At 71.4% G+C, this 22,555-nt stretch carries 21 protein-coding genes; 15 read left to right on the forward strand and 6 right to left on the reverse strand.

The annotated features are described in order from the left end of the window. Positions 1-59 precede the first annotated feature (59 nt). From ITJ69_RS17390 to ITJ69_RS17400, 3 genes are all read left to right on the forward strand, one after another. On the forward strand, positions 60-833 hold the full coding sequence (locus ITJ69_RS17390) for a lysophospholipid acyltransferase family protein (RefSeq protein WP_111086096.1): 774 nt from the start codon (positions 60-62) through the stop codon (positions 831-833). Positions 834-912: 79 nt separating this feature from the next. After that, complete coding sequence (locus ITJ69_RS17395) at positions 913-1,926, forward strand: NAD(P)H-dependent glycerol-3-phosphate dehydrogenase (RefSeq protein WP_194673471.1); 1,014 nt, start codon at positions 913-915, stop codon at positions 1,924-1,926. Between the two features lie 32 nt (positions 1,927-1,958). Continuing rightward, on the forward strand, positions 1,959-3,068 hold the full coding sequence (locus tag ITJ69_RS17400) for a D-alanine--D-alanine ligase family protein (RefSeq protein WP_279432384.1): 1,110 nt from the start codon (positions 1,959-1,961) through the stop codon (positions 3,066-3,068). Between the two features lie 29 nt (positions 3,069-3,097). Here ITJ69_RS17400 and ITJ69_RS17405 read toward each other — a convergent pair whose 3' ends face one another. Next, positions 3,098-3,583 (reverse strand): DUF3515 family protein, encoded by a 486-nt coding sequence (locus ITJ69_RS17405; RefSeq protein ID WP_194673462.1) that lies wholly within the window; start codon positions 3,581-3,583, stop codon positions 3,098-3,100. Between the two features lie 24 nt (positions 3,584-3,607). Here ITJ69_RS17405 and thiL point away from each other — a divergent pair, with 24 nt between their 5' ends. Continuing rightward, on the forward strand, positions 3,608-4,603 hold the full coding sequence (gene thiL, locus ITJ69_RS17410) for a thiamine-phosphate kinase (protein ID WP_194673463.1): 996 nt from the start codon (positions 3,608-3,610) through the stop codon (positions 4,601-4,603). A 216-nt stretch (positions 4,604-4,819) separates the two neighbouring features. Here the strand turns inward: thiL and ITJ69_RS17415 are convergent, their stop codons facing one another. Further along, complete coding sequence (locus tag ITJ69_RS17415; RefSeq protein WP_194673464.1) at positions 4,820-5,383, reverse strand: RsmD family RNA methyltransferase; 564 nt, start codon at positions 5,381-5,383, stop codon at positions 4,820-4,822. A gap of 86 nt (positions 5,384-5,469) precedes the next feature. Here ITJ69_RS17415 and ITJ69_RS17420 point away from each other — a divergent pair, with 86 nt between their 5' ends. The 7 genes from ITJ69_RS17420 (at position 5,470) to ITJ69_RS17450 (ending at position 14,809) form a co-directional block, all read left to right on the forward strand. After that, positions 5,470-7,698, forward strand: coding sequence for an ATP-dependent DNA helicase RecG (locus ITJ69_RS17420; protein WP_194673465.1), 2,229 nt, complete (start codon positions 5,470-5,472; stop codon positions 7,696-7,698). Positions 7,699-7,741: 43 nt separating this feature from the next. Beyond that, positions 7,742-8,227, forward strand: a complete 486-nt coding sequence (gene coaD, locus ITJ69_RS17425; RefSeq protein WP_111086053.1) for a pantetheine-phosphate adenylyltransferase — start codon at positions 7,742-7,744, stop codon at positions 8,225-8,227. Positions 8,228-8,345: 118 nt separating this feature from the next. Further along, positions 8,346-8,927, forward strand: coding sequence for a YceD family protein (locus ITJ69_RS17430; RefSeq protein ID WP_111086054.1), 582 nt, complete (start codon positions 8,346-8,348; stop codon positions 8,925-8,927). A 55-nt stretch (positions 8,928-8,982) separates the two neighbouring features. Then, positions 8,983-9,186: a 50S ribosomal protein L32 gene (gene rpmF / locus ITJ69_RS17435; protein ID WP_017888273.1), complete on the forward strand. Its 204-nt coding sequence runs from the start codon at positions 8,983-8,985 to the stop codon at positions 9,184-9,186. A gap of 13 nt (positions 9,187-9,199) precedes the next feature. Then, the gene (gene rnc / locus ITJ69_RS17440) at positions 9,200-9,925 is read left to right on the forward strand and encodes a ribonuclease III (protein ID WP_228506018.1); all 726 of its coding nucleotides are present in this window, start codon (positions 9,200-9,202) and stop codon (positions 9,923-9,925) included. A gap of 4 nt (positions 9,926-9,929) precedes the next feature. Continuing rightward, positions 9,930-10,901, forward strand: a complete 972-nt coding sequence (mutM, locus tag ITJ69_RS17445; RefSeq protein ID WP_194673466.1) for a bifunctional DNA-formamidopyrimidine glycosylase/DNA-(apurinic or apyrimidinic site) lyase — start codon at positions 9,930-9,932, stop codon at positions 10,899-10,901. 68 nt (positions 10,902-10,969) lie between these two features. After that, positions 10,970-14,809, forward strand: coding sequence for an AAA family ATPase (locus tag ITJ69_RS17450; RefSeq protein WP_194673472.1), 3,840 nt, complete (start codon positions 10,970-10,972; stop codon positions 14,807-14,809). Between the two features lie 201 nt (positions 14,810-15,010). Here the strand turns inward: ITJ69_RS17450 and ITJ69_RS17455 are convergent, their stop codons facing one another. Continuing rightward, positions 15,011-16,039 carry a TerC family protein gene (locus tag ITJ69_RS17455; protein ID WP_111086101.1) on the reverse strand — a complete coding sequence of 343 codons (1,029 nt, stop codon included), beginning with the start codon at positions 16,037-16,039 and terminating at the stop codon, positions 15,011-15,013. A gap of 217 nt (positions 16,040-16,256) precedes the next feature. Between ITJ69_RS17455 and ftsY the strand changes: the two genes are divergently transcribed. Together ftsY and ITJ69_RS17465 are read left to right on the forward strand one after the other, a co-directional pair. Beyond that, entirely contained in the window at positions 16,257-17,126 is an 870-nt protein-coding gene (ftsY, locus tag ITJ69_RS17460; RefSeq protein WP_111086057.1) for a signal recognition particle-docking protein FtsY, read from the forward strand. Between the two features lie 60 nt (positions 17,127-17,186). Next, on the forward strand, positions 17,187-17,345 hold the full coding sequence (locus tag ITJ69_RS17465) for a DUF4175 domain-containing protein (protein ID WP_139199230.1): 159 nt from the start codon (positions 17,187-17,189) through the stop codon (positions 17,343-17,345). Between the two features lie 162 nt (positions 17,346-17,507). Here the strand turns inward: ITJ69_RS17465 and lipA are convergent, their stop codons facing one another. After that, entirely contained in the window at positions 17,508-18,491 is a 984-nt protein-coding gene (lipA, locus tag ITJ69_RS17470; protein ID WP_111086058.1) for a lipoyl synthase, read from the reverse strand. Then, positions 18,488-19,279 carry a lipoyl(octanoyl) transferase LipB gene (gene lipB, locus ITJ69_RS17475; RefSeq protein WP_194673467.1) on the reverse strand — a complete coding sequence of 264 codons (792 nt, stop codon included), beginning with the start codon at positions 19,277-19,279 and terminating at the stop codon, positions 18,488-18,490. The genes lipA and lipB overlap by 4 nt, the downstream gene beginning before the upstream one ends. A gap of 89 nt (positions 19,280-19,368) precedes the next feature. On the opposite strand from lipB, the gene ITJ69_RS17480 reads away from it, so the two are divergent. Continuing rightward, a complete protein-coding gene (locus ITJ69_RS17480; RefSeq protein WP_194673468.1) occupies positions 19,369-20,031 on the forward strand; it encodes a hypothetical protein in 663 nt (220 codons plus the stop codon). A gap of 54 nt (positions 20,032-20,085) precedes the next feature. On the opposite strand, the gene ITJ69_RS17485 is transcribed toward ITJ69_RS17480, so the two are convergent. Further along, complete coding sequence (locus ITJ69_RS17485; RefSeq protein ID WP_194673469.1) at positions 20,086-20,880, reverse strand: DNA polymerase beta superfamily protein; 795 nt, start codon at positions 20,878-20,880, stop codon at positions 20,086-20,088. 70 nt (positions 20,881-20,950) lie between these two features. Here ITJ69_RS17485 and ffh point away from each other — a divergent pair, with 70 nt between their 5' ends. Beyond that, positions 20,951-22,504: a signal recognition particle protein gene (gene ffh / locus ITJ69_RS17490; RefSeq protein ID WP_111086061.1), complete on the forward strand. Its 1,554-nt coding sequence runs from the start codon at positions 20,951-20,953 to the stop codon at positions 22,502-22,504. Positions 22,505-22,555 lie beyond the last annotated feature (51 nt).

The following is a 22,555-nucleotide window of genomic DNA, read 5'->3' on the forward strand; positions in this document are numbered from 1 at the left end:
GTCCTGGTGACGGCCCGTCGCGCCAGGGCGATGGCCGGGAGGCCCGTGGTGCGTCCGCCGTGCAGGTCGCGACCGGCCTGCCGGTGCGTGGACGGCGCTGGAAGCGTGGGGAGCTCAACCCCGCGTTCCGCATCGTGGCGTCGGTCGTCATCCCGACGTTCCGGTTCTCGTCGAACTACCACTGGTACGGCCCGAACCGCCTGCCGGCAGACGGTGCCTTCGTGCTCGCCCCGAACCACTTCACGAACATCGACCCGCTGGTCGTCGGCACCGCCGTCTACATCAGTCGGCGGGCCCCGCGGTTCCTGGCCAAGGCCTCGCTGTTCAAGGTGCCCGTCTTCGGCAAGCTCATGTCCGGCATGGGGCAGATCCCGGTCGAGCGCTCCGGCCGCACCCGGTTGAGCGACCCACTCGGCGGCGGGCGGTCGCTCATCGAGCAGGGTGGGGCGATCATCGTCTACCCCGAGGGCACGCTCACCCGCGACCCCGACCTGTGGCCGATGCGCGGCAAGACCGGTGCCGTCCGCATCGCGCTCGAGAACGACGTGCCGTTGATCCCGATGGCCCACTGGGGCACGCAGGGCATCATGGCGCGCTACTCCAACAAGCTCCGCCTGTTCCCGCGGTCGCGCGTGGACGTCATCGTCGGCGACCCCGTCGACCTGTCCGCCTACCGTGGCCGGCCGATCGACCAGCAGATGCTGATCGAGGCCACCGAGCTGCTCATGCAGCGCATCACGTCGCTGCTCGAGCAGCTCCGTGGCGAGCAGGCCCCGAAGACCCGCTGGGACCCGGCGGCGAACAACCAGAAGGAGACCGGCCGGTTTGAGTGACCTCCGCCCGCACGACGATCGTCCCGACCCCGTCGCCGCAGCGCCGGGTGCCTTCGACACCGCCGCGATCCGGGTGGTGATGCAGTCGACCGACAAGCCCCGCGTGGCGGTCATCGGTGCCGGCAGCTGGGGCACCACGTTCGCGAAGGTGCTCGCCGAGGGCGGTGCCTCCACGGTCGTGTGGGCCCGGCGTCCCGAGGTCGCCCGCGAGATCACCGAGACGAAGCGGAACTCCGACTACCTGCCCGGCATCAACCTGCCCCGCACCCTCACGGCGTCGACATCGCTCGAGCGGGTGCTCGACGGCGCCACCCAGGTGTACGTGTCGGTGCCGTCGCAGACCCTGCGCTCGAACCTCGACGCGATCCGTGAGCTCCTGCCCGCCGGTGTTCCCGTCGTCAGCCTGATGAAGGGCGTCGAGAAGAGCACCGGCCTGCGGATGAGCGAGGTCCTGCTCCAGGGGCTCGGCATCGACCAGGACCGCATCGCCGTCGCGAGCGGACCGAACCTGGCGCTCGAGATCGCCCGCCGGCAGCCGACCGCCGCCGTGGTGTCGTCGTCGAGCGTGGAGACCGCGACCGCTGTCGCCGCGGTCGCGACGAACCCGTACTTCCGGTCGTTCATCAACACCGACGTCATCGGCACCGAGTTCGGCGGCGTGCTGAAGAACCTCATCGCCGTGGCGATCGGCATCGTCGACGGTGTCGGCTACGGCGAGAACACCAAGGCGTCGATCATCACCCGCGGCCTCGCCGAGATGACCGAGTTCGCGGTGTCGCTCGGCGCGCAGCCGTCGACCCTGTCGGGCCTCGCGGGCCTCGGTGACCTCATCGCCACCTGCCAGTCACCGCTGTCCCGGAACAACACCGCCGGGCGCCTGCTCGGGCAGGGGTACCGGTTCGACGAGGTCGTGCGGCAGATGAACCAGACCGCCGAGGGCCTGGCGTCCGTCGCACCGATCCTCGAGCTCGCCGCCGCGAACGGCGTCGACATGCCCATCGTCAGCCAGGTCGGCGAGGTCCTCGCCGGTAGGCTCGATCCGCGCAACATCGCGCCGCACCTCACCGAGACCGACGAGCCCCAGGGCGAGTGACCGGTCCCGCACCGAGTCACGAAGGGACTCCCGTGCCCACGATCCCCGAGGGAACCGACGTTCCCACGACCACCGTCGCCGTCCTGTTCGGCGGGCGCTCGAGCGAGCACGAGATCAGCTGCGTGACCGCCGGCGGCATCATGGACGTCGTCGACCGCACCGAGTACCAGATCGTCCCGATCGGCATCACGAAGGACGGCGCGTTCACGCTGCAGTCCGACGACCCCTCGCAGTGGGCGATCCGCGACGGCTCCCTGCCGACCGTGCCCGACAACGGCACGCGTGTGGCGTTCCCGACGTCGCCGGCGACGAACGAACTCGTCGTCTCGCACCCGGACGGCTCGGTCACGACCGTCGCCGTCGACGTGGTGTTCCCGATCCTGCACGGTCCGTTCGGCGAGGACGGCACGATCCAGGGCCTGCTCGAGATCGCTGGTCTGCCGTACGTCGGTGACGGCGTGCTCGCCAGCGCCCTGGCGATGGACAAGCACGTCGCGAAGGCTGTCCTCGAGCACGCCGGTCTGCGGGTCGCTCCCTGGACGACCGTGCTCCGCCGCGAGTGGGCGGCCGACCCGGTCGACGTCGCCGAGACGATCGCGGCGCACGGCTGGCCGCTGTTCGTGAAGCCGGCACGCGCCGGGTCGAGCATGGGTGTCTCGCGCGTCGACGGCCCCGACGAACTCGGCGCCGCGATGGACCTGGCGTTCGAGCACGACTCCAAGGTGATCGTCGAACCCCGCGTCGTCGGCCGCGAGGTCGAGGTCGCCGTGCTCGAGGGCCGTGACGGTGCGCCGCGCACGAGCCTGCCCGGCGAGATCGTCGTGGCGGAGGACGGCTTCTACGACTTCGCGTCGAAGTACCTCGGTGGCGATGAGTCCCTGCTGTGCCCGGCGCCGCTCACCGAGGCGCAGACCGACGAGATCCGGTCGATCGGTGCCCGTGCGTTCGAGGCCATCGGTGGCTCGGGGCTCGCCCGGGTCGACTGCTTCCTGACCGACGACGGCTTCGTCGTGAACGAGGTCAACACGATGCCCGGGTTCACCCCGCTGTCGATGTACCCGCGCTGCTGGGCGGCGTCGGGTGTGTCCTACGGCGAGTTGGTCACCGAGCTCATCGAGCTGGGGCGCGCCGCCGTCCGCTGACGCTGGCGGGGCGACGGGGTCGGCCCGCGTCAGCCCTGCACGTCGGACGGGTCCAGGCACTTGTGTCCGTCCTTCGGCAGCGTCGACACCGCCGTCGCGATGTCCTGCAGCACCGCGCTGCCGGTCTTCGACGTGTCGACGACGACCTGCACCGCGGGGGACCGTCCGAACGTCGTGTAGACGATCTGCTTGCCGCGGTCGTCGCGGATCCAGTCGACCGACCCGAGCGTGAAGCACGGCAGGTCGGACACGGTCGGCACGGCCACGCCGCAGTGGTACAGCGCGGCCTCGGGGTCGCCCCAGGCCGCGGTGGACTGTGCGTTGGTGTTCCGCAGGTCGTACGTCGAGTCGACGGTCGCGGGCAACCGCACCTGTGCGGCCGCGCACGCCGCTGCGTTCGCGGAGGGTGCCGCGCTCATGCCGACGGAGTTCGTGCACCCGGTCAGCCCTGCCGCGAGGGCGATCACGACCCCCGCGATCGCGAGGGTGCGAGGGGTGCGGCGCGCGGTGTCCATCGCGGTCCAGGCTACCGTTCTCGTGTGGACGCGACGTACGACGCCTGGGCCGGACCGACCGTGGGGGAGCTCGGTGAGCTGGTCGTCCTCGACCGGATCACGAGCCGGCTGCCGGCGGGCTCGCCGCTCGTGGGGCCCGGGGACGACTGCGCCGTGGTCGCCGCTCCCGACGGCCGGTTCGTCGTGACGACGGACATGATGGTGCACGGCCCGGACTTCCGGTGGGCGTGGTCCTCGCCCGAGGACGTCGGCTGGAAGGCCGCCGCGACGAACCTGTCGGACGTCGCGGCGATGGGTGCCGTGCCGAGTGGCCTCGTCATCGCCCTCGCCGCACCCCAGGACACCCCCGTGGCAGTGCTCGAGGGCATCGCGGACGGGTTCCGCCTCGCTGTCGACGCCCTCGCGCCCGGATGCGGTGTGGTCGGCGGCGACCTCTCCACCTCGGCGACCTTCACGGTGGCGGTGACGGCGTTCGGCGACCTCGGTGGTCACGCCCCGGTGCTCCGGTCAGGGGCTCGTGCTGGGGACGTCGTGGCGGTCTCCGGCGAACTCGGCCGTGCTGCCCGCGGGCTCGCACGGCTCTTCCGTGACGGCGTGGACGCGCAGGGCGAGCCGGACCGTGCAGCGACGATGGAGAGCGGTGCGGACGCCGATCCCGACGTCGACCGCCAGCGCCGACCCGTGCCGCCGATCGGCGACGGGCCCCTCGCCGCCGCGGCCGGGGCGACGGCGATGCTCGACCTGTCCGACGGCCTGGCGATCGATGCCGGACGGCTCGCCCGTGCGAGCCGGGTGACGCTCGACCTCGATGCCGACGCCCCGCTCGACGAGGTCGCGCTGCACGGCGGCGAGGACCACGGCCTGCTCGCGACCTTCCCCGCCGAGGCTGCGCTGCCGGGTGGCTTCCGCCGCATCGGTGTCGTGCGCGACCGCGGCGACGCGGACCTGCTGCGCGCCGGTTCCCCGGTGCCGACGACGGGCTGGGACCCCTACGCCGACTGGGACGGCGCCGCCGGCTGACCCACACGGCCCAGGCCGGGCGGAGGCGACGTGGCGGAGCCGAGCCGGGCCTCCCGGTCAGTGCGCGCGCATCTGTCGACGGAACACGCGTCGATCACCTGGCGTCCTGTCGGAAGATGCGCACGCATCCGATGCATGCGCATCTTGCGACACGGCACGCGTCGATCGACTCGTGGATCGTCGCGAAACGCGCCCACGCCCCGAGACCCGCGCGGCTCAGGACGCGACGGCCACGGCCTCCCACGCCACGGTCTCGCCGTAGCTGCGCTTGCTGAACGGCTCGAGCCCCGCGGGCCACGTCGGTTCGGCGGAGCGCTTGCTCCGCTCGACGACCACCACGGCACCGGCGGTCAACCGCGGCACGAGCGTCTCGAGCACCTCGGCGATCTCGTGCTCGGTCACGTCGTAGGGCGGGTCGATGAACACCAGGTCGAACGTGCGCACCGTCCCGCGCAGGTACCCGAGCACCGGCTGCGGCTGCACGTCGATCCGCACCCCGGGAATCCGCTGCTGCACGGCCTTCGCGTTCGCCCGGCACGCCTGCGCCGCGGCCGACGCGCGGTCGACCAGCACGACCTCGACCGCACCGCGCGACGCCGCTTCGAGCCCGAGGGCACCGGTGCCGGCGTAGAGGTCCGCGACGGAGGTGTCGTCGACGAGCCCACGGGCCTCGAGCGACGAGAACAGCGCCTCGCGCACCCGGTCGCTCGTCGGCCGGGTGCCGGACTTCGGCACACGGAGCGTCGTGTTGCCGGCGGCGCCGGCGATGATGCGGGTCATGCAGCCACCGTATCGGCCGGCGGCGTCGTCCACAGGCCGGACGGGAGGCACGTGGCACGTCGGTCGTGCCCGGTACCGTGGTGTCCGTGGTCACCACCGGAACCCCCGCTGCGCCGGCCGCGCCCGACCTCGGTCCGGCGCCCCTCGACGCGCGGCTCGCGAACGTGCTCGGTGGTCGGACCGCGTCCGCGATCCAGAAGGCGTTCGGCCACCGCACGGTGGGGGAGTTCCTCGAGCACGCACCCCGGCGCTACGCCGAGCGCGGGGCCCTGACGGCGCTCGACTCCCTGGCGATCGGCGAGCCGGTCACCATCGTGGCCGAGGTGGTCGACGTCCGCGAGCGCACGATGCGTGCCCGCCGCGGATCGATCCTCGAAGCCAAGATCGGCGACGGCAAGGGGCTGCTCACCCTGACGTTCTTCAACCAGGGCTGGCGCACCAAGGACCTGGTGCCCGGTGCCCGCGGCATCTTCTCCGGCAAGGTCAGCGACTACCGCGGTGCGCGCCAGCTCGCCCACCCGGACTACGAGCTCTTCGACCCCGACGACCCCCGCGCCACGGCCGACCCGGGTTCGGACGAAGCGATCCGGTGGTCGCGGCAGCCGATCCCGATCTACCCGGCGACGGCCTCCCTCACCTCGTGGCAGATCGCGAAGTCGATGGGCATCGTGCTCGACACCCTGCCGGACCTGCCCGACCCGGTGCCGGCCTCGGCGCGCAGCCGGCTCGACCTCGTCCCGTTCCGCCGGGCGCTCGAGCTGCTCCACCGGCCCGAGAAGGTCGCGGACTTCAAGCGCGCGCAGGACGCCCTGCGCTACCGCGAGGCGTTCGTGCTGCAGACCGCCCTGGTGCAGCGCCGGATCCGCGCCCGACGCACCGCGGCGACCCCGCGGGTGGCGGTTCCCGGTGGCATCCTCGCGCGCTTCGACGCCACCCTGCCGTTCACCCTGACCGACGACCAGCGTGCCGTCGGTGCCGAGATCGACACCGACATCGCCCGCACCTGGCCGATGCACCGGCTGGTGCAGGGCGAGGTCGGTTCCGGCAAGACCCTCGTGGCCATCCGCGCCATGCTCACGGTGGCCGAGTCCGGTGGGCAGTCCGCCCTCATCGCCCCGACCGAGGTGCTGGCCGCGCAGCACCTGCGGTCCATCGTGAAGTTCCTCGGACCGGACCTTTCGGCCGAGCTCCGTCCGGTGATCCTGACCGGGTCGCAGTCCACCGACGAACGCCGACGGGCCCTGCTAGCCGCGGCGTCGGGCAGCTCGCGGCTCGTGGTCGGCACCCACGCCCTGCTCGGCGACCGCGTCGACTTCGCCGAGCTCGGGCTCGTGGTCGTCGACGAGCAGCACCGCTTCGGCGTCGAGCAACGTGAAGCGCTCCGGACCAAGGGCGCCACCCCGCCGCACGTCCTGGTGCTCACCGCCACGCCGATCCCACGCACCGTCGCGATGACGGTGTTCGGCGACCTCGACGTCTCGACGATCACCGGGCTGCCCTCCGGCCGTGCCGGCGTCGAGACCTTCACGGTCCCGCTGGCGGAGCACCCCGGGTGGGAGTCCCGCATCTGGTCGCGGATGGCGGAGGAGCTCGACAAGGGGCGTCAGGCCTTCGTGGTCTGCCCCGCCATCGACGACGCCCACGCCGAGGACGACGGCGAACCCGCGCCCGCCGAGTCCGAGGACGACGCCCCCAAGCGCGCCCCGGCGACCGTGCTCGCCACCGCCGAGCGGATGCGCACGATGCCCGTGCTCGAAGGCCGAAGGATCGCGGTGCTGCACGGCCGGATGACGGCGGAGGAGAAGGACCGCGTGATGACGTCCTTCGCCGCCGGCGACCTGGACGTCCTCGTCGCCACGACCGTGATCGAGGTCGGTGTCGACGTGCCGAACGCCGCGATGATGGCCGTGCTCGACGCCGATCGCTTCGGCGTCTCCCAGCTGCACCAGCTGCGCGGCCGCATCGGCCGTGGGCAGTGGGCGGGCGTCTGCCTGCTCGTCACCACCGCCGAGCTCGAGACCACCTCGCGGGAACGCGTCGACGCGGTGTCCGCCTCGGACGACGGCTTCGAGCTCGCCCGGGTCGACCTCGAGCTCCGGCGCGAGGGCGACGTGCTCGGCGAGCGGCAGTCGGGCGGCCGGTCGTCGCTGAACCTGCTGCGCGTGGTCGAGCACGCCGACCTCATCGTGGACGCCCGTGGCGAAGCCGAGCGGGTCCTCGAACCCGATCCCGAGCTCGACGGGTCCCCGGCCCTGCGCGAGGCACTGGCACGCCGCCTCGACGAGTCCGACGCGGCGTTCCTCGGCAAGAACTGACCCGGAGCCGGACGCCCTGGCACGGACCGGTATCGTCGCTGCCATGGCGCAGATCGCGGTGGTCCCCGGTTCCTTCGACCCCGTCACGCTCGGGCACCTCGACGTCATCGGTCGAGCTGCCGGGCTGTTCGACGAGGTGCACGTGCTCGTGGTGCACAACCCGGACAAGAAGCCCGCGATGTTCGAGGCGGTCGACCGCGTCCGGCTCATCGAGGAGTCCCTGGCCGAGGTCGGCACGCCGGGAACGGTCCGGGTCGGGGAGTGGACCTCCGGGCTCCTGGTCGACTACTGCCGGCAGGTCGGGGCGAAGGTGCTCGTCAAGGGCGTGCGGTCGGGCGAGGACGTCGCGTACGAGACCCCGATGGCGATCATGAACCGGCACCTCGCCGACGTCGAGACCGTGTTCCTGCTGCCCGACGCCTCGCGCTCCCACGTGTCGAGCTCGCTCATCCGCCAGGTGTCGACGCTCGGCGGCGACGTCACCCCCTACGTGCCGAAGGCCGTGGCGGCAGCCCTCGCCGCACGCTGAGGCGTGCGCTGAGCCGCGCGCCGAGCCGGAGGCACGGCCGGCCGACGCGCGGACACACCCCCGCCTGCCTCGACTCTCGGCTGCGTTCACGCTAGGGTTGACGATCGTGTCTTCCCACGTGAACAGCCCCTACGCCCTGCGCGTGCGCGACCTGGCGCACCGTCCGGGCGAGATGCGCGAGCACTCGCTCGACATCGTGGTGCCGGACGCGCTGGGAGCCGGTGTGATCGCGGTGCGCGAAGGTGCTCCGCTGCGCATCGACCTGCGGCTCGAGGGCCTGCACGAGGGTGTCCTCGTGTCCGGTCACGCCTCGGCCGACGCGACGGGGGAGTGCTCGCGCTGCCTCATCGACATCAGCGAACCCGTCGAGGTCGATTTCGCCGAGCTGTTCGCGTATGATGCCTCGGAGGATTTCGACTTCTTCGTTCGCGATGACCACGTGGACTGCGAACAGGTCGTTCGAGATGCGGTGGTGCTGGCGCTGCCGTTCCAGCCGGTCTGCCGACCGGACTGCCCAGGCCTCGACCCGGTGACGGGCGAGCGACTGGCCGACCTCGATGAGCAGCCCGTTCACGAGACCCTGGACCCGCGCTGGGCAGCCCTGACCGGCATCCAGCTCGAAGCAGCCGAGCGTGCCGCCCACGGCGACACCACCGACACGAAGACCACCGAGGGCGAGGAGCGGGCCGAGGCCGAGTAGGCCCCGACACCGCCAGCCCCCGTACCGACCACCGACCAACCGAAAGAGATTCACCATGGCCGTTCCCAAGCGCAAGCAGTCCCGTGCGAACACGCACGCCCGTCGTTCGCAGTGGAAGGCCACGCCGATCCAGCTCGTCAAGACGATCGAGAACGGTCAGGTCACCTACAGCCTCCCGCACCGCGCGAAGGTCGTCGAGGACTCGGCCGGCACCCCCCTGTACATGGAGTACAAGGGCCGCAAGGTCGCTGACGTCTGATCGGACCGAACGCATGACGACGACGTCCGGCGCCACGGGGTCCCGCCCCGTTGGGCCGGACGTCGTTCGTCTGCAGGGCCAGCTCGGGGTCGACATCGACCTCGAGCTGCTCCAGCTCGCCCTGACGCACCGCTCCTACGCCTACGAGCACGGGGGCATCAAGCACAACGAGCGCCTCGAGTTCCTCGGCGACTCGATCCTCGGCCAGGCCGTGACCGTGAAGCTCTACCGGTCCTTCCCCGACCTCGACGAGGGTGACCTCGCGAAGCGTCGCGCCAGTCTGGTGTCGACGGTCGCGCTGGCCGAGATCGCCCGGATGATCGGGCTCGGCCAGTACCTGCGCCTCGGCAAGGGCGAGGAACAGACCGGCGGCCGCGACAAGTCGTCGATCCTCGCCGACACCGTCGAAGCCGTCATCGGTGCCACCTACCTGTCCGCGGGCCCCGACCCGGCGACCGACCTGGTGCTCCGCCTGGTCGAGCCGCTGATGATCGACCCTGATCGCTTCGGCGCCGCGATGGACCCGAAGACGAGCCTGCAGGAGCTCGCGGCGAGCCTGTCGCTCGGCAACCCGGCCTACCGCGTCACCGAGACCGGCCCGGACCACGACAAGACCTTCAGCGCGACCGTCGTCCTGCAGGGCGAGGACATCGCCGTCGGCACCGGCTCGAGCAAGAAGGCCGCCGAGATGTCCGCGGCGCTCGACGCCTGGACCCGGCTGTCCGGCCGAGCGGCCTGACCGCGTGCCCGAACTCCCCGAGGTCGAGGTCGTCCGCGCCGGCCTCGAACCCGCGGTCAGCGGCGCTCGGGTGCTGCACGTCGACGTCCTGGACGAGCGAGCGCTCACCCGGCACGACGGCCCGGCCGAGGACTTCGCCGACCGCCTGACCGGTCGCACCATCGCCGCAGCGGTCCGTCGGGGCAAGTTCCTCTGGATGCCGTTGCAGCCCGAGCACGAGGGCGACCGGCCCGAAGCGCTCGTCGCCCACCTCGGCATGAGCGGCCAGATCCTGCTCGGCCGCGGTCGACCGGCGGCGAAGCACCGCCGCATCCTCATCGACGTGCAACCCGCCGGCACCGACCGCGACGGCACCGCCGAACCCGCGGTCGAGCTCGAGTTCGTCGACCAGCGCACCTTCGGCTCGATGGCGATCGACGCGATGGTGCCGACGGTGGACGGCGCCCCCGCCGGGTTCGCCGGGCACGTCGACGCATCGGACCCCGACGCCGTGTGGCGCCGGAGCGTGCCGCAGCAGGTGTCGCACATCGCCCGCGACCCGCTCGACCCCGCGTTCGACGACGATCGCTTCACCGCCATCGCCCGGAAGCGTTCGAGCGGCATCAAGCGGATCCTGCTCGACCAGGGCGTCGTGAGCGGCATCGGGAACATCTACGCCGACGAGTCCCTCTGGGCTGCGAAGCTGCACTACGACCGACCGGCCGAGCGGCTGACCCGTGCCGACCTCGCACGCCTGCTCCACGAGGTGCGCAGTGTCCTCCGGCGTGCGCTGGAGGACGGCGGGACGAGCTTCGACGCCCAGTACGTCAACGTCAACGGGCAGTCCGGGTACTTCTCGCAGCGGCTGAACGTGTACGGACAGCAGGGGAAGCCCTGCCCCCGCTGCGGCACGACGATCGTGCGCGAGGCCTTCATGAACCGGTCGAGCCACATCTGCCCCGTGTGCCAACCGCGTCCCCGCGCCCACACGCGTTAGCCTGACGCCCAGCAGCACAGCCCAGCAGCGGCCCCGCCGCAGCACGCGTGAGCACACCCGGAGACCGCATGTACTTGAAGAGCCTGACCATCAAGGGGTTCAAGTCCTTCGCGCAGCCGACGACGTTCGCGTTCGAGCCGGGCGTCACGTGCATCGTCGGCCCGAACGGCTCGGGCAAGTCCAACGTCGTCGACGCCCTGGCCTGGGTGATGGGGGAGCAGGGGGCGAAGACCCTGCGCGGCGGCAAGATGGAGGACGTCATCTTCGCGGGCACCTCGACCCGCGGGCCGCTCGGCCGCGCCCAGGTGCTGCTGACGATCGACAACACCGACGGGCTGCTGCCGATCGACTACTCCGAGGTGACGATCGCGCGCACGCTGTTCCGCAACGGCGGCAGCGAGTACGCCATCAACGGCGAGAACTGCCGGCTGCTCGATGTGCAGGAGCTCCTGAGTGACACCGGCCTCGGCCGCGAGATGCACGTCATCGTCGGGCAGGGGCAGCTCGACAAGGTCCTGCACGCCACCCCGGAGGACCGCCGCGGCTTCATCGAGGAAGCCGCCGGCATCCTGAAGCACCGTCGCCGCAAGGAGAAGACCCTCCGGAAGCTCGACGCGATGCAGACGAACCTGACCCGCCTGTCCGACCTCGCGGGCGAGATCCGGCGCCAGCTGAAGCCGCTCGGACGCCAGGCCGAGGTCGCGCGCAAGGCCCAGTCCGTCGCCGCCGTCGCGCGGGACGCCAAGGCCCGCATCCTCGCCGACGACGTCGTCCGGCTGCGCCGCGAACTGCACGACCACCAGGAGGTCGAGGCGGGCCGCAAGTCCGAGCGCATCGTCCTGACCGAGCGACTCGACCAGACCCGGGTCCGCCAGCAGCACGTCGAGCAGAGCATGGTCGGCGATGACGTCGATCGCGCCCGGACCGTGGTGCACCGCCTGGAGAGCGTGCAGGAGCGCCTGCGCGGGCTGTCCAGCCTGGCGAACCAGCGGCTGATGTTCCTGGCGCAGCAGGCCGACGCCCCGCAGCAGGGCCCCTCGATCACCCCGGAGCGGGTGGCCGGTGTCCGTGCCGAGGCCGATCGGCTCGCCGCCCGTGCCGACGAGATGCAGGGCGGTTCCGCCGAGACCGCCCGTGCGGTGCAGGCCGCCCGTGACGCGCTCGACGCCCTCGACGAACGAATCGCCGCGCAGGCCGCCCGCGTCTCGCAGCACGACCTCGAGGCGCAGCGGCTGGCGAACGCCGTCGACGTGGCCCGGTCGAAGCGCGGGTCCACGGTGGCGGACCGTGAGCGTCGCCAGCGGGCCCTCGCCGAGGCGGGCGAACGCGCCGAGCGTGCGACCGCGGCCCTCGCCGAACTCGGCACCGATCCGTCCGAGGGCGTCGACGACGAGGCCCTCGCCGCCACGCTCCAGGCGGCTCGTGCCCAGCTGGAGACCGCGCAGGCCGCCCGCGACGAGCAGCGCGACCGACTGCACGCCCTCGAGCGCGAGCGGGACGCGCTCGACGCGCGGGTCGCGGCGCTCGGCATGTCGATCGACGTCCGCGACGGTTCGCAGGCGCTCATCGACGCCGGACGTGCGGGCATCGTCGGGCGCCTGGCCGACGCGCTCACGGTGACGCCCGGGTTCGAGGGCGCCGTCGCCGTCGCGCTCGACGGGCTCGCGGACGCCGTCCTCGCGGACGACCGCGCGGTCGCGCTCGACGCCGTCGACCACGCCCGCTCCGCGGACATCGGACGCATCGACGTCGTCGTCGCGGATGCCGAGGTCGTCCCCACGGACCTGCCGGACACGCTGCCGGCCGGCGTCCGCCGCGCCCTCGACCTGGTGCAGGGCCCGCCGGCGATCACCGCGATCCTGCGGAACACCCTGATCGCGGAGACTGCCGACGGCCAAGGCGCGAACGCGGACACGCTCGACCTGGAGGCCGTGCTCGCCGCCGCCCCGCACGCGACGGTCGTCACCCGGTCCGGTGACCTCGTGCGCGCCACCCGCGTCACCGGCGGCGGGGAACGCGTGACCTCGCGGATCGAGCTCGTCGCGGAGCGCGACGACGCCGCGACGCGACGCGACGCCATCAGGGCGGACGCCGAGGACGCGGCCACGGGCCTCCAGGCAGCACGCACCGCCGTCGAGGACGCACGCCGCCGTGCGGACGAGGCCGACGCGGCATCGCGCGCGCACGCGAAGGCGACGGCCGAGTACGACCGGGCCAGCGCCTCGACGCGGGCGAAGGCCGAGAACGCAGCGGCCGAGGTGGAGCGCCTGCGTGCCGCCCTCGCCGAGACCGACGGCGCCGTCGAGCTCGTCGACGACGCCCTGGCAGAGGCCGAGACGGCACACCGCGCGTTCACCGAGCAGGAGCGTCCCGTCGTCGATGCCTCCGAGCGTCCGGGCCTGCAGGACGCACTCGAGGCCGCACGCGCCGCCGAGGTCGAGCAGCGCATCCAGGTGCAGACCGTGCGCGAGCGTGTCCGCGCCGAACGGCACCGCGCCGACCAGCTCGAACGGCAACTCGAGGCCGAGCGCGCGGCGGCAGAGGAAGCAGCGCGCCGTGCGGTGATCCGCCGCGGGCAGATCGAGACCGCCGAAGCCGTCCTCGCCGACCTGCCGGGCGTGCTGGGCGCCGTCGACCGGTCGCTGGCCGAGGCGCGCGTGCAGCTCGCGACCGAGGAGTCCGAACGGTCGAAGCGCAACACCGAACTGCAGGCGATCCGGAACGAGGAGCGCGAGCTCCGCGACCGGCTGCAGACGATCACCGACGGCGTGCACTCGCTCGAGATGGAGATCTACGAGAAGAAGCTGCACGTGTCGGGCGTGCTCGACCGGGCGCTGAGCGACCTCGGGCTAACCGAGGCCGTGCTCGTCACCGAGTACGGGCCGACCGTGCCGGTGCCGGTCGACGTGCTGGTGGACCCGCGGGTGCTCGCGCGGAAGCACCGCGACGCCGAGCGCGCGGCGGCTGCCGCGGCGGGCCTCGACGAGCCGGCGGAGGGCGACACGGTGCCGGCGGACGGCGACACGGCGCCGGTCGACAGCGACACGGTGCCGATCGACGATGCCGACACCGACATCGCCCCCGACGACGGCACGGCGGACCTCGACACCAGCCCCCGCGACGACTCGGTGGCGCTCGTCGACGCCGAATCGACCCTGCCCGGCGGCCCCGCCCTGCCCGAGTTCGACGTCACCGACGAGGTCGACCCCGCCGACGTCGAGACCGTGCCGTACGTCCGCGCCGAGCAGGAGCGCCGCCTGCAGGCCGCCGAACGCGACCTCGGCCGCCTCGGCAAGGTGAACCCGCTCGCGCTCGAGGAGTTCCAGGCGCTCGAGCAGCGGCACGCGTTCCTCGCCGAGCAGCTCGAGGACCTGCAGAAGACCCGCACCGACCTGATGACGATCATCGACGAGCTCGACACGAAGATGCAGACGATCTTCGAGTCGGCGTTCAACGACACGAAGGACGCCTTCGACGTCATCTTCCCGATCCTGTTCCCGGGCGGCTCCGGCTCGATCAACCTCACCGACCCGACCGACCTGCTCGGCACCGGGATCGACGTGCAGGTGAAGCCCGCCGGCAAGAAGATCGACCGCCTGACGCTGCTGTCCGGCGGCGAGCGGTCCCTGGCCGCAGTGGCGCTGCTCGTCGCGATCTTCACCGCGCGCCCGTCGCCGTTCTACATCATGGACGAGGTCGAGGCCGCCCTCGACGACGCCAACCTCGGCCGCCTGCTGACGGTGTTCGAGCGGCTCCGTGAGTCCTCGCAGCTCATCGTCATCACGCACCAGAAGCGCACGATGGAGATCGCCGACGCCCTGTACGGGGTGTCGATGCGGCAGGACGGCGTGTCCGCCGTCGTCGGGCAGCGGGTGCAGAAGCGCGAGCCCGCCGACGCGGTCGCGTAGCCGGCTGGCCGGCCGGCCGGTTGGTTGGCTGGCTGAGACTCGCGCTGAGCGACAGTTCACGCGCTCCGGAGCGCGTGAACTGTCGCCCAGGCCGAGACTCGGCGCGCGCGGCCCGAGACTCGGGGACGGACAGACGGGAGGCACGGTGCCAGCTGGCACCGTGCCTCCCGTCCGTGTTGCCGCCCGTCCAGGGCGTGACGCTTACTCCGCGTCGGCCGCGACCGACTCCTTCGGCTCGCCCGTCGGGGTGAGCCCGCGCTCCTGGCGCTTCTTCGAGACGACCAGCGAGGCGGTCGTCGCGACCGCGATGGTCAGCAGGATGAAGCCCAGCGAGAACCAGATCGGGATCTCCGGCGCCCACTCGATGTGCTCGCCACCGTTGATGAACGGCAGCTCGTTGACGTGCATGGCGTGGAAGACGAGCTTCACACCGATGAAGCCGAGGATGACCGCGAGGCCCTGGCCGAGGTAGATCAGGCGCTCGAGCAGTCCGGCGATCAGGAAGTACAGCTGCCGCAGGCCGAGCAGCGAGAACGCGTTCGCGGTGAACACGATGAAGGCGTCCTGGGTCAGCCCGAAGATCGCGGGGATCGAGTCGAGCGCGAACAGCACGTCGGTCAGACCGATCGCGACCATGACGAGCAGCATCGGGGTGAACAGGCGCTTGCCGTCGACCTTGGTGGTCAGGCGGTCGCCGTCGTAGTGGTCCGACGTCGGGATGATGCGCTTCAGGATGCGGATCAGGCGGGAGTCGCCCTCGTCGCCGCCGTGGTCGTTGCCGCTGCGGGCCTGCGACCACGCGAGCCAGAACAGCAGCGCACCGAACAGGTAGAACACCCACGAGAAGTTCTCGATGATCGTGACGCCGAGGGCGATGAAGATGCCTCGGGCGACGAGGGCGATCGCGACGCCGACGAGCAGGACCTTCTGCTGGAACTCCTTCGGCACGGCGAAGCTCGTCATGATGATGAGGAAGACGAACAGGTTGTCGACCGACAACGCCTTCTCGGTGAGCCACCCGGCGAAGTACTCCCCGCCGGCCTGTCCGCCGCCGAAGACCAGGATGCCGAAGCCGAACAGGATCGCGAGTCCGATGTAGAACACGGACCAGAACGCGGATTCGCGGATGTGCGGCACGTGCGGGGTGCGCACGTGCGAGTAGAAGTCGAACACCAGCAGGGCGAGGATGCCTGCGATGGTGAGGAGCCAGACGAAGAGTGGGACGTCCACGGTTTCCTTCAGGTAGGGCGCGCCGCTGATGTGCGGGTACGCCGAGGCCTGAAGGTCTCTTCCGCCGCACGACACCGGAACCGGTGCTGCACGACCGGCGCCCCGGGTCCGGATCGTTCCGGGCCGTACTGACGGGGTCACCGAGAGGGAATACTCCCCTTCGTGAGACCGAGCATACCGGGCACAGCGGACATGCGCCGCGCTCTAAGCTGGGAGCATGGCGAGTTCCTGGTCACTGTCCTCACGGCTGCGCGGCCTCTTCCAGCGCAAGACGATCGACGAGACCACGTGGGAGGACCTCGAGACCGCGCTGATCGGCGCCGACTTCGGTCCGGACATCTCCGAGGCGATCATCGAGGACCTGCACGCGCGCGTCGACCGTTACGGCACGACCGACCCGGCCGACCTGCAGCGCATGCTGCGCGAGGTGCTCGAGGAACGGCTGTCGAAGCTCGACACCACGCTCAAGCTCAGCGCGCGGCCCGCCGTCGTGCTCGTCGTCGGGGTGAACGGCGTCGGCAAGACCACGACGATCGGCAAGTTCGCCAAGTTCCTCAAGACCTACGACCGCACGGTCCTCGTCGGAGCGGCCGACACCTTCCGTGCTGCCGCGGTCGAGCAGGTCGCGACCTGGGCCGAGCGCGCCGGCGTCGACGTCGTCCGCCCCTCGCAGCCCGGGCAGGACCCGGCCTCGGTGGCGTACCAGACCGTCGAGAAGGCGATCCGCGACAACACCGAGATCGTGGTCATCGACACCGCCGGCCGCCTGCACACCAAGGCAGGCCTGATGGACGAGCTGACGAAGATCAAGCGCGTCGTCGAGAAGCAGACCGAGATCAGCGAGGTACTGCTCGTCCTCGACGCCACCACCGGGCAGAACGGCCTGGCCCAGGCGCAGGCGTTCATCGAGGGCGCCGGGGTCACCGGCCTCGTCATCACCAAGCTCGACGGCTCCGCGAAGGCCGGGTTCGTGCTCAGCGTGCAGGAGAAGACGGGCATCCCGATCAAGCTCATCGGGCAGGGCGAGGGCATCAACGACCTGACCGGTTTCACCCCGCACGTGTTCGTGCAGAACCTCGTCGGCTGATTCCGGGTACTGTCTCCGCAGTACAGGGATCGTCCAGGTACACCGGAAGGAGCCCTTTCAATGCCAGCACTCCTGATCATCGCGATCATCGTCGGCCTCGTCCTGCTCTTCAGCGGCATCTTCGTCGGTGCGCTGAAGTTCCTGCTGTGGGTCGGGATCGTCCTCATCATCCTGGCCGTCATCGGCTGGCTCCTCAGGAGCATCCGCGGTCGCGCATAGCGCTCGCGTCGCCCTGAACGGGCGGATGGACGAACGGGAGGCACGGTGCCAGCTGGCACCGTGCCTCCCGTCTGTCCGTGGTCGCGACCAGTGCCGCCAAAGCGACAGACTGCCGCGAACTGTCGGCGGAGATCTGTCGCTTTCGCGGACCGGTGGACGGCTTCAGACCGCCTGGCGACCCGGCGCCGCGTCGAGCAGGTGCGACAGGTGCTCGGGAACCGAGCCGCCGCGCGCGACCGTGGCGCGTGCCCACAGGCGTCCGGCGCGGTACGACGACCGGACGAGCGGGCCGGCGAGGACCCCGGCGAAGCCCATCTCCTCGGCGACCTCACGCAGCGCGACGAACTCCTCCGGCTTGACCCACCGCGCCACCGGCAGGTGCCGCGGCGACGGGCGGAGGTACTGCGTCAACGTGATGATGTCCGTGCCGGCGTCGAACAAGCGCTGCAGGGCGTCCTCGATCTCGATGCGCTCCTCGCCCATGCCGAGGATCAGGTTCGACTTCGTGACGAGTCCGGCGTCGCGGCCCTGCGTGATGACGTCGAGGGAGCGCTCGAACGTGAACGCCGGTCGGATCCGCTTGAAGATCCGCGGCACGGTCTCGACGTTGTGGGCGAAGACCTCGGGGCGGGCGTCGAACACCTGGCCGAGCTGGTCCGGGCGGCCGTTGAAGTCCGGCACCAGGATCTCGACGCCGGTGCCGGGGGAGTGCTCGTGGATCTGGCGGATGGTCTCGGCGTAGAGCCAGGAGCCGCCGTCCGGCAGGTCGTCGCGGGCGACGCCGGTCACTGTGGCGTACTTGAGTCCCATGGACACGACCGAGTCGGCGACCCGGCGGGGCTCGTCGCGGTCGAGCGGCTCGGGCTTGCCGGTGTCGATCTGGCAGAAGTCGCACCGGCGAGTGCACTGCGAGCCGCCGATCAGGAACGTGGCCTCGCGGTCCTCCCAGCACTCGAAGATGTTCGGGCAGCCGGCCTCCTGGCAGACGGTGTGCAGCTGCTTGTCCTTGACCAGGGCGGACAGCTCGCGGAACTCCGGGCCCTGGGTGGCGCGGGTCTTGATCCACCCGGGCTTCGTCTCGATCGGGGTCTCGGCGTTGCGGGCCTCGACGCGGAGCATCCGGCGGCCTTCGGGGGCGAGGGTCATACGAGGGTCTCCTGTCGTGCGGGCGCGGTGCTGGGGGACGTGGTGTCGGCGGTCGTGATGGGGGCCGTCGTGGTGCTCTGGGCGGCGCTGCCGATCCGCTGGCCGGTCCGCATGCCGTGCTCGGCGGCGCGGATGCGGTCGACCACGACGTCGGCGAGGTCGACGACCGTGACGGGGCGCCCGGCGGCGGCGCTCAGCGTCGTCACGCCGGCGTCGGCGATGCCGCACGGCACGATCGCGGCGTAGGCGTCGAGTGCGTTGTCGCAGTTGATCGCGATGCCGTGGGTCGTCACGCCCTCGGCGACGTGCAGGCCGATGGCGCCGACCTTGGCGGGCGGCGTGCCGGTCGTCGGCGCGGACCCGGGCGTCGGTACGGCCGTGGTCGTCGGCGCCGACCCGGACGTCCACGCGCCGCTCCGGCCGTCGATGCGCCGCGCTTCCACCCCGACGGTCGCCGCCGCGTCGATGATGACCTGCTCGAGGTCACGCACCCACGCCACGACGTCGAACGGAACGGCCAGTCGGACGATCGGGTAGGCCACGAGCTGTCCGGGGCCGTGCCAGGTGATGCGTCCGCCGCGGTCCACGTCGACCACCGGGGCTCCGTTCGTCGGCAGGTCGGACGGCTCGGTGCGTCGGCCGGCGGTGTACACGGACGGGTGCTCGCACAGCACGAGGGCCCCGGGGGAGCGGCCGGCGACGACGTCGGCGTGGAGGTCCCGCTGCAGCGCGAGTCCGTCGGCGTAGTCGAGCAGCCCGGCTGGCCGCACGATCTCGAGTTCCGGCATGCGAGCGAGCCTACGACGGTTTCTGGACGGAGTACAACAACGCGGACGACCTTGACCTGAACCGTGGTTGAGGGCTTCGGATGGCGGACATGGACATCCGCCAGGCACAGCTCGCCACCCGCTCGCTCGACGACACGGCCCGGTTCTGGGAACGGCTCGGGTGCCCGGTCGACCGCGCCGACGAATCGGTCGAGGTGCACGTGGGGTCGACGCGGCTCCTGTTCCGGGAGCTGCCGGGGATGACCGGTGCGCTGCACCTCGCGATCACGATCCCGGCGGGCACGTTCGCCGCGGCCGCGGCGTGGATCGCCGGGGTCGCGACGGTGCTGGTCGACGCCGACGGCCGTGACGAGTTCGAGGGCCCGCCGAACTGGAGCTCGCGATCGGTGTACTTCGAGGGTCCGGACCAGCAGCTGCTCGAACTGATCGAGCGACGGGACCTCGCCGCGGCCACACCCGCGTCCGGGCCCGCGTCCGCTGTTCCGCTTCTGTCCGTCAGCGAGGTCGGCATCGCCGTGCCCGACGTCCTCGGTGCCGTCGAGACACTGCGCCGCGCCGGACTCGAGCCCTACGCCAACCCAGCAGGCGAGGGCTTCGCCGCGGTCGGCAACGTCGACGGTCTCGTCATCCTGGTGCCGCCGGAGCGGCGCTGGTTCCCGACCGCTGACCGCCTGCCGTCGACCGCGCCGGTGGTCCTCGACGTCGGGCTGGACACCCCGGTCGAGCTCACCGAGGGGGTCGTGCTCCGCTGAGCCGTTCTGCGCCGCACCGCGCCAACCGCCCCGCTCCGCGCCGTCCGGTCGTGGTCAGCGCAGGCGGTCGAGCTCGCCGAGGAAGTACGCATCCGCTCGGGCGTACGCCTCGACCGAGGTGTTCTCGGGCGGCAGGTCGTCGAACGGCCGCGCCAGGTCGAGTTCCGCGTCGACGAAGCGGACGAGGACCTCGGGTGGGGTACCGGCGCCGAGCTCGCGCGTCCGTTCCTTCACCGCGATGAGTTCCGTCGTCGCCTCCGTCACCGCACGCTCGACCGTCGACTCGGCGAGCAGCGTCGGCAGGTCCATCGGTGGCATGGCGCTCTCCGGGTGGTCCCGCAGCCACCGGAGCGAGGCCGCGGTCCGGAGCACGTAGAAGAACCGCTTCAGCGTGATCTCGCGCTCGTACTGCCGCGCGGCGACGTGCAGGTAGTGCCGGCCGATGCGCCCCCGGTCGGCCACGCTCGCGACGAACGCCAGGAGCCGGTCGCGGAAGGCCTCGTCACCCGCGTACACGATCGGTGAGCGCAGCCACTCGCCGACCGTCGCGTTCCCGTTCACGGCGAGGCGGACCGTCTTCGCGAGGTCCCACCCGTTGACGTCGAACACCTTGTCCAGCGGTGTCTCGATGACGTCGCGGCTGGGCCAGAGCGACAGGTAGTCGTCGGACCGTCGCACGTACAGGAACCGGCAGTCGTAGTCGCTGTCGGGCGACGGGAAGCCCCAGGCGCGACTGCCGCTCTCGATCGCCCAGGGGATCGTCACACCGAGGTCGGACTGCAGGCGCGCGAGCCGCCCGTCGATCTCGGCGACCACCGCTGGGTCGAGGTCCTCTGGGACGGCGCGCATGCCTCGACGATACCGAGCGTCGGACACCGGATCAGGGAACCTGCTCGTGAACCAGTAGAATCGACGGATCATGGCGCAATTCGGTTCACTCTCCGATCGGCTGACCGAGACCTTCCGCAATCTGCGGAGCAAGGGTCGGCTGACTCCGTCCGACGTCGACGGCACCGTCCGCGAGATCCGGCGGGCGCTCCTCGACGCCGACGTCGCGCTCGAGGTCGTCAAGGCGTTCACCGCTTCCGTGCGCGAGCGTGCCCTCTCCGACGAGGTCAACCGCGCGCTGAACCCGGCGCAGCAGGTCGTCCAGATCGTCAACGAGGAACTCGTCGGCATCCTGGGCGGGCAGCAGCGTCGCCTCGAATTCGCGAAGAAGCCGCCGACGGTCATCATGCTCGCGGGTCTGCAGGGTGCCGGTAAGACCACCCTCGCCGGCAAGCTCGGCAAGTGGCTCAAGAAGGACGGCCACACCCCGATGCTCGTCGCGGCCGACCTCCAGCGTCCGAACGCCGTGCAGCAGCTGCAGGTCGTCGGCGAGCAGGCCGGCGTCCACGTCTTCGCGCCGGAGCCCGGCAACGGCGTCGGTGACCCGGTCAAGGTCGCCAAGAACGCCATCAAGGCCGCGGTCGACCAGCAGTACGACACCGTCATCGTGGACACCGCCGGTCGCCTCGGTGTGGACGCCGAGCTGATGAAGCAGGCCGCGAACATCCGCAAGGCCGTCGACCCCGACGAGGTCCTGTTCGTCATCGACGCGATGATCGGTCAGGACGCCGTCGTCACCGCCCGTGCCTTCCAAGAGGGCGTCGACTTCACCGGAGTCGTGCTGTCGAAGCTCGACGGCGACGCCCGCGGTGGTGCGGCACTCTCGGTGGCCAGCGTCACCGGCCGCCCGATCATGTTCGCCTCCACTGGCGAGGGGCTCGACGACTTCGAGCCGTTCCACCCGGACCGCATGGCGAGCCGCATCCTCGACCTCGGCGACATCATGTCGCTCATCGAGCAGGCCCAGTCGGCCTTCGACGAGGACGAAGCCCGCGCGGTCGCCGAGAAGATCGCGTCCGACTCGTTCACGCTGAACGACTTCCTGCAGCAGATGCAGCAGCTCCGCAAGGCCGGCTCGATCAAGGGCATGCTCGGCATGCTCCCGGGCGCCAAGGGCATGCGCGAGGCACTCGACAACTTCGACGAACGCGAGATCGTGCGCACCGAGGCGATCATCCAGTCGATGACGCCCAAGGAGCGCGAACTCCCGAAGCTCCTCAACGGCTCGCGCCGACTCCGCATCGCCAAGGGTGCCGGCTCCACGGTCACCGAGGTCAACGCCCTCGTGAACCGGTTCGAGCAGGCCGCGAAGATGATGAAGACCGTCGCCCGTGGTGGCGTGCCGCAGATGCCGGGCATGGGTCCGATCCCGGGCATGCACGGCGGCAAGAAGCAGCAGCAGGGCGGCAAGAAGAAGTCGAAGGTCGGCAACCCGGCCAAGCGTGCGGCGATCGCCGCCGGGACCGCTGCCGCTCCGCAGCAGGCGCCGAAGGGCTCCGGCCTCGGCCTCGGCGGTGCCGCCAAGGGCGGCAAGGCGCCGACCGAGGAAGAGCTCGCGAGCCTGCAGAAGTTCCTGGGTCGCTAGTCGCGATCCCCTGACGGACGGGAGGCCCGGTGCCAGCTGGCACCGGGCCTC

The organism is Curtobacterium sp. VKM Ac-2887, assembly GCF_015350935.1.
GTDB lineage: Bacteria > Actinomycetota > Actinomycetes > Actinomycetales > Microbacteriaceae > Curtobacterium.

What these genes read in the sequence shown, in the direction of transcription:
- ITJ69_RS17465 (WP_139199230.1), top strand. Translation starts at nt 17,187, where the DNA reads ATGCCAGCACTCCTGATCATCGCGATCATCGTCGGCCTCGTCCTGCTC.
- lipA (WP_111086058.1), bottom strand. Translation starts at nt 18,491, where the DNA reads ATGACCCTCGCCCCCGAAGGCCGCCGGATGCTCCGCGTCGAGGCCCGC.
- rnc (WP_228506018.1), top strand. Translation starts at nt 9,200, where the DNA reads ATGACGACGACGTCCGGCGCCACGGGGTCCCGCCCCGTTGGGCCGGAC.
- ITJ69_RS17395 (WP_194673471.1), top strand. Translation starts at nt 913, where the DNA reads ATGCAGTCGACCGACAAGCCCCGCGTGGCGGTCATCGGTGCCGGCAGC.
- lipB (WP_194673467.1), bottom strand. Translation starts at nt 19,279, where the DNA reads ATGCCGGAACTCGAGATCGTGCGGCCAGCCGGGCTGCTCGACTACGCC.
- coaD (WP_111086053.1), top strand. Translation starts at nt 7,742, where the DNA reads ATGGCGCAGATCGCGGTGGTCCCCGGTTCCTTCGACCCCGTCACGCTC.
- ITJ69_RS17485 (WP_194673469.1), bottom strand. Translation starts at nt 20,880, where the DNA reads ATGCGCGCCGTCCCAGAGGACCTCGACCCAGCGGTGGTCGCCGAGATC.
- ITJ69_RS17480 (WP_194673468.1), top strand. Translation starts at nt 19,369, where the DNA reads ATGGACATCCGCCAGGCACAGCTCGCCACCCGCTCGCTCGACGACACG.
- ftsY (WP_111086057.1), top strand. Translation starts at nt 16,257, where the DNA reads ATGGCGAGTTCCTGGTCACTGTCCTCACGGCTGCGCGGCCTCTTCCAG.
- ITJ69_RS17415 (WP_194673464.1), bottom strand. Translation starts at nt 5,383, where the DNA reads ATGACCCGCATCATCGCCGGCGCCGCCGGCAACACGACGCTCCGTGTG.
- ITJ69_RS17405 (WP_194673462.1), bottom strand. Translation starts at nt 3,583, where the DNA reads ATGGACACCGCGCGCCGCACCCCTCGCACCCTCGCGATCGCGGGGGTC.
- rpmF (WP_017888273.1), top strand. Translation starts at nt 8,983, where the DNA reads ATGGCCGTTCCCAAGCGCAAGCAGTCCCGTGCGAACACGCACGCCCGT.
- ffh (WP_111086061.1), top strand. Translation starts at nt 20,951, where the DNA reads ATGGCGCAATTCGGTTCACTCTCCGATCGGCTGACCGAGACCTTCCGC.
- ITJ69_RS17450 (WP_194673472.1), top strand. Translation starts at nt 10,970, where the DNA reads ATGTACTTGAAGAGCCTGACCATCAAGGGGTTCAAGTCCTTCGCGCAG.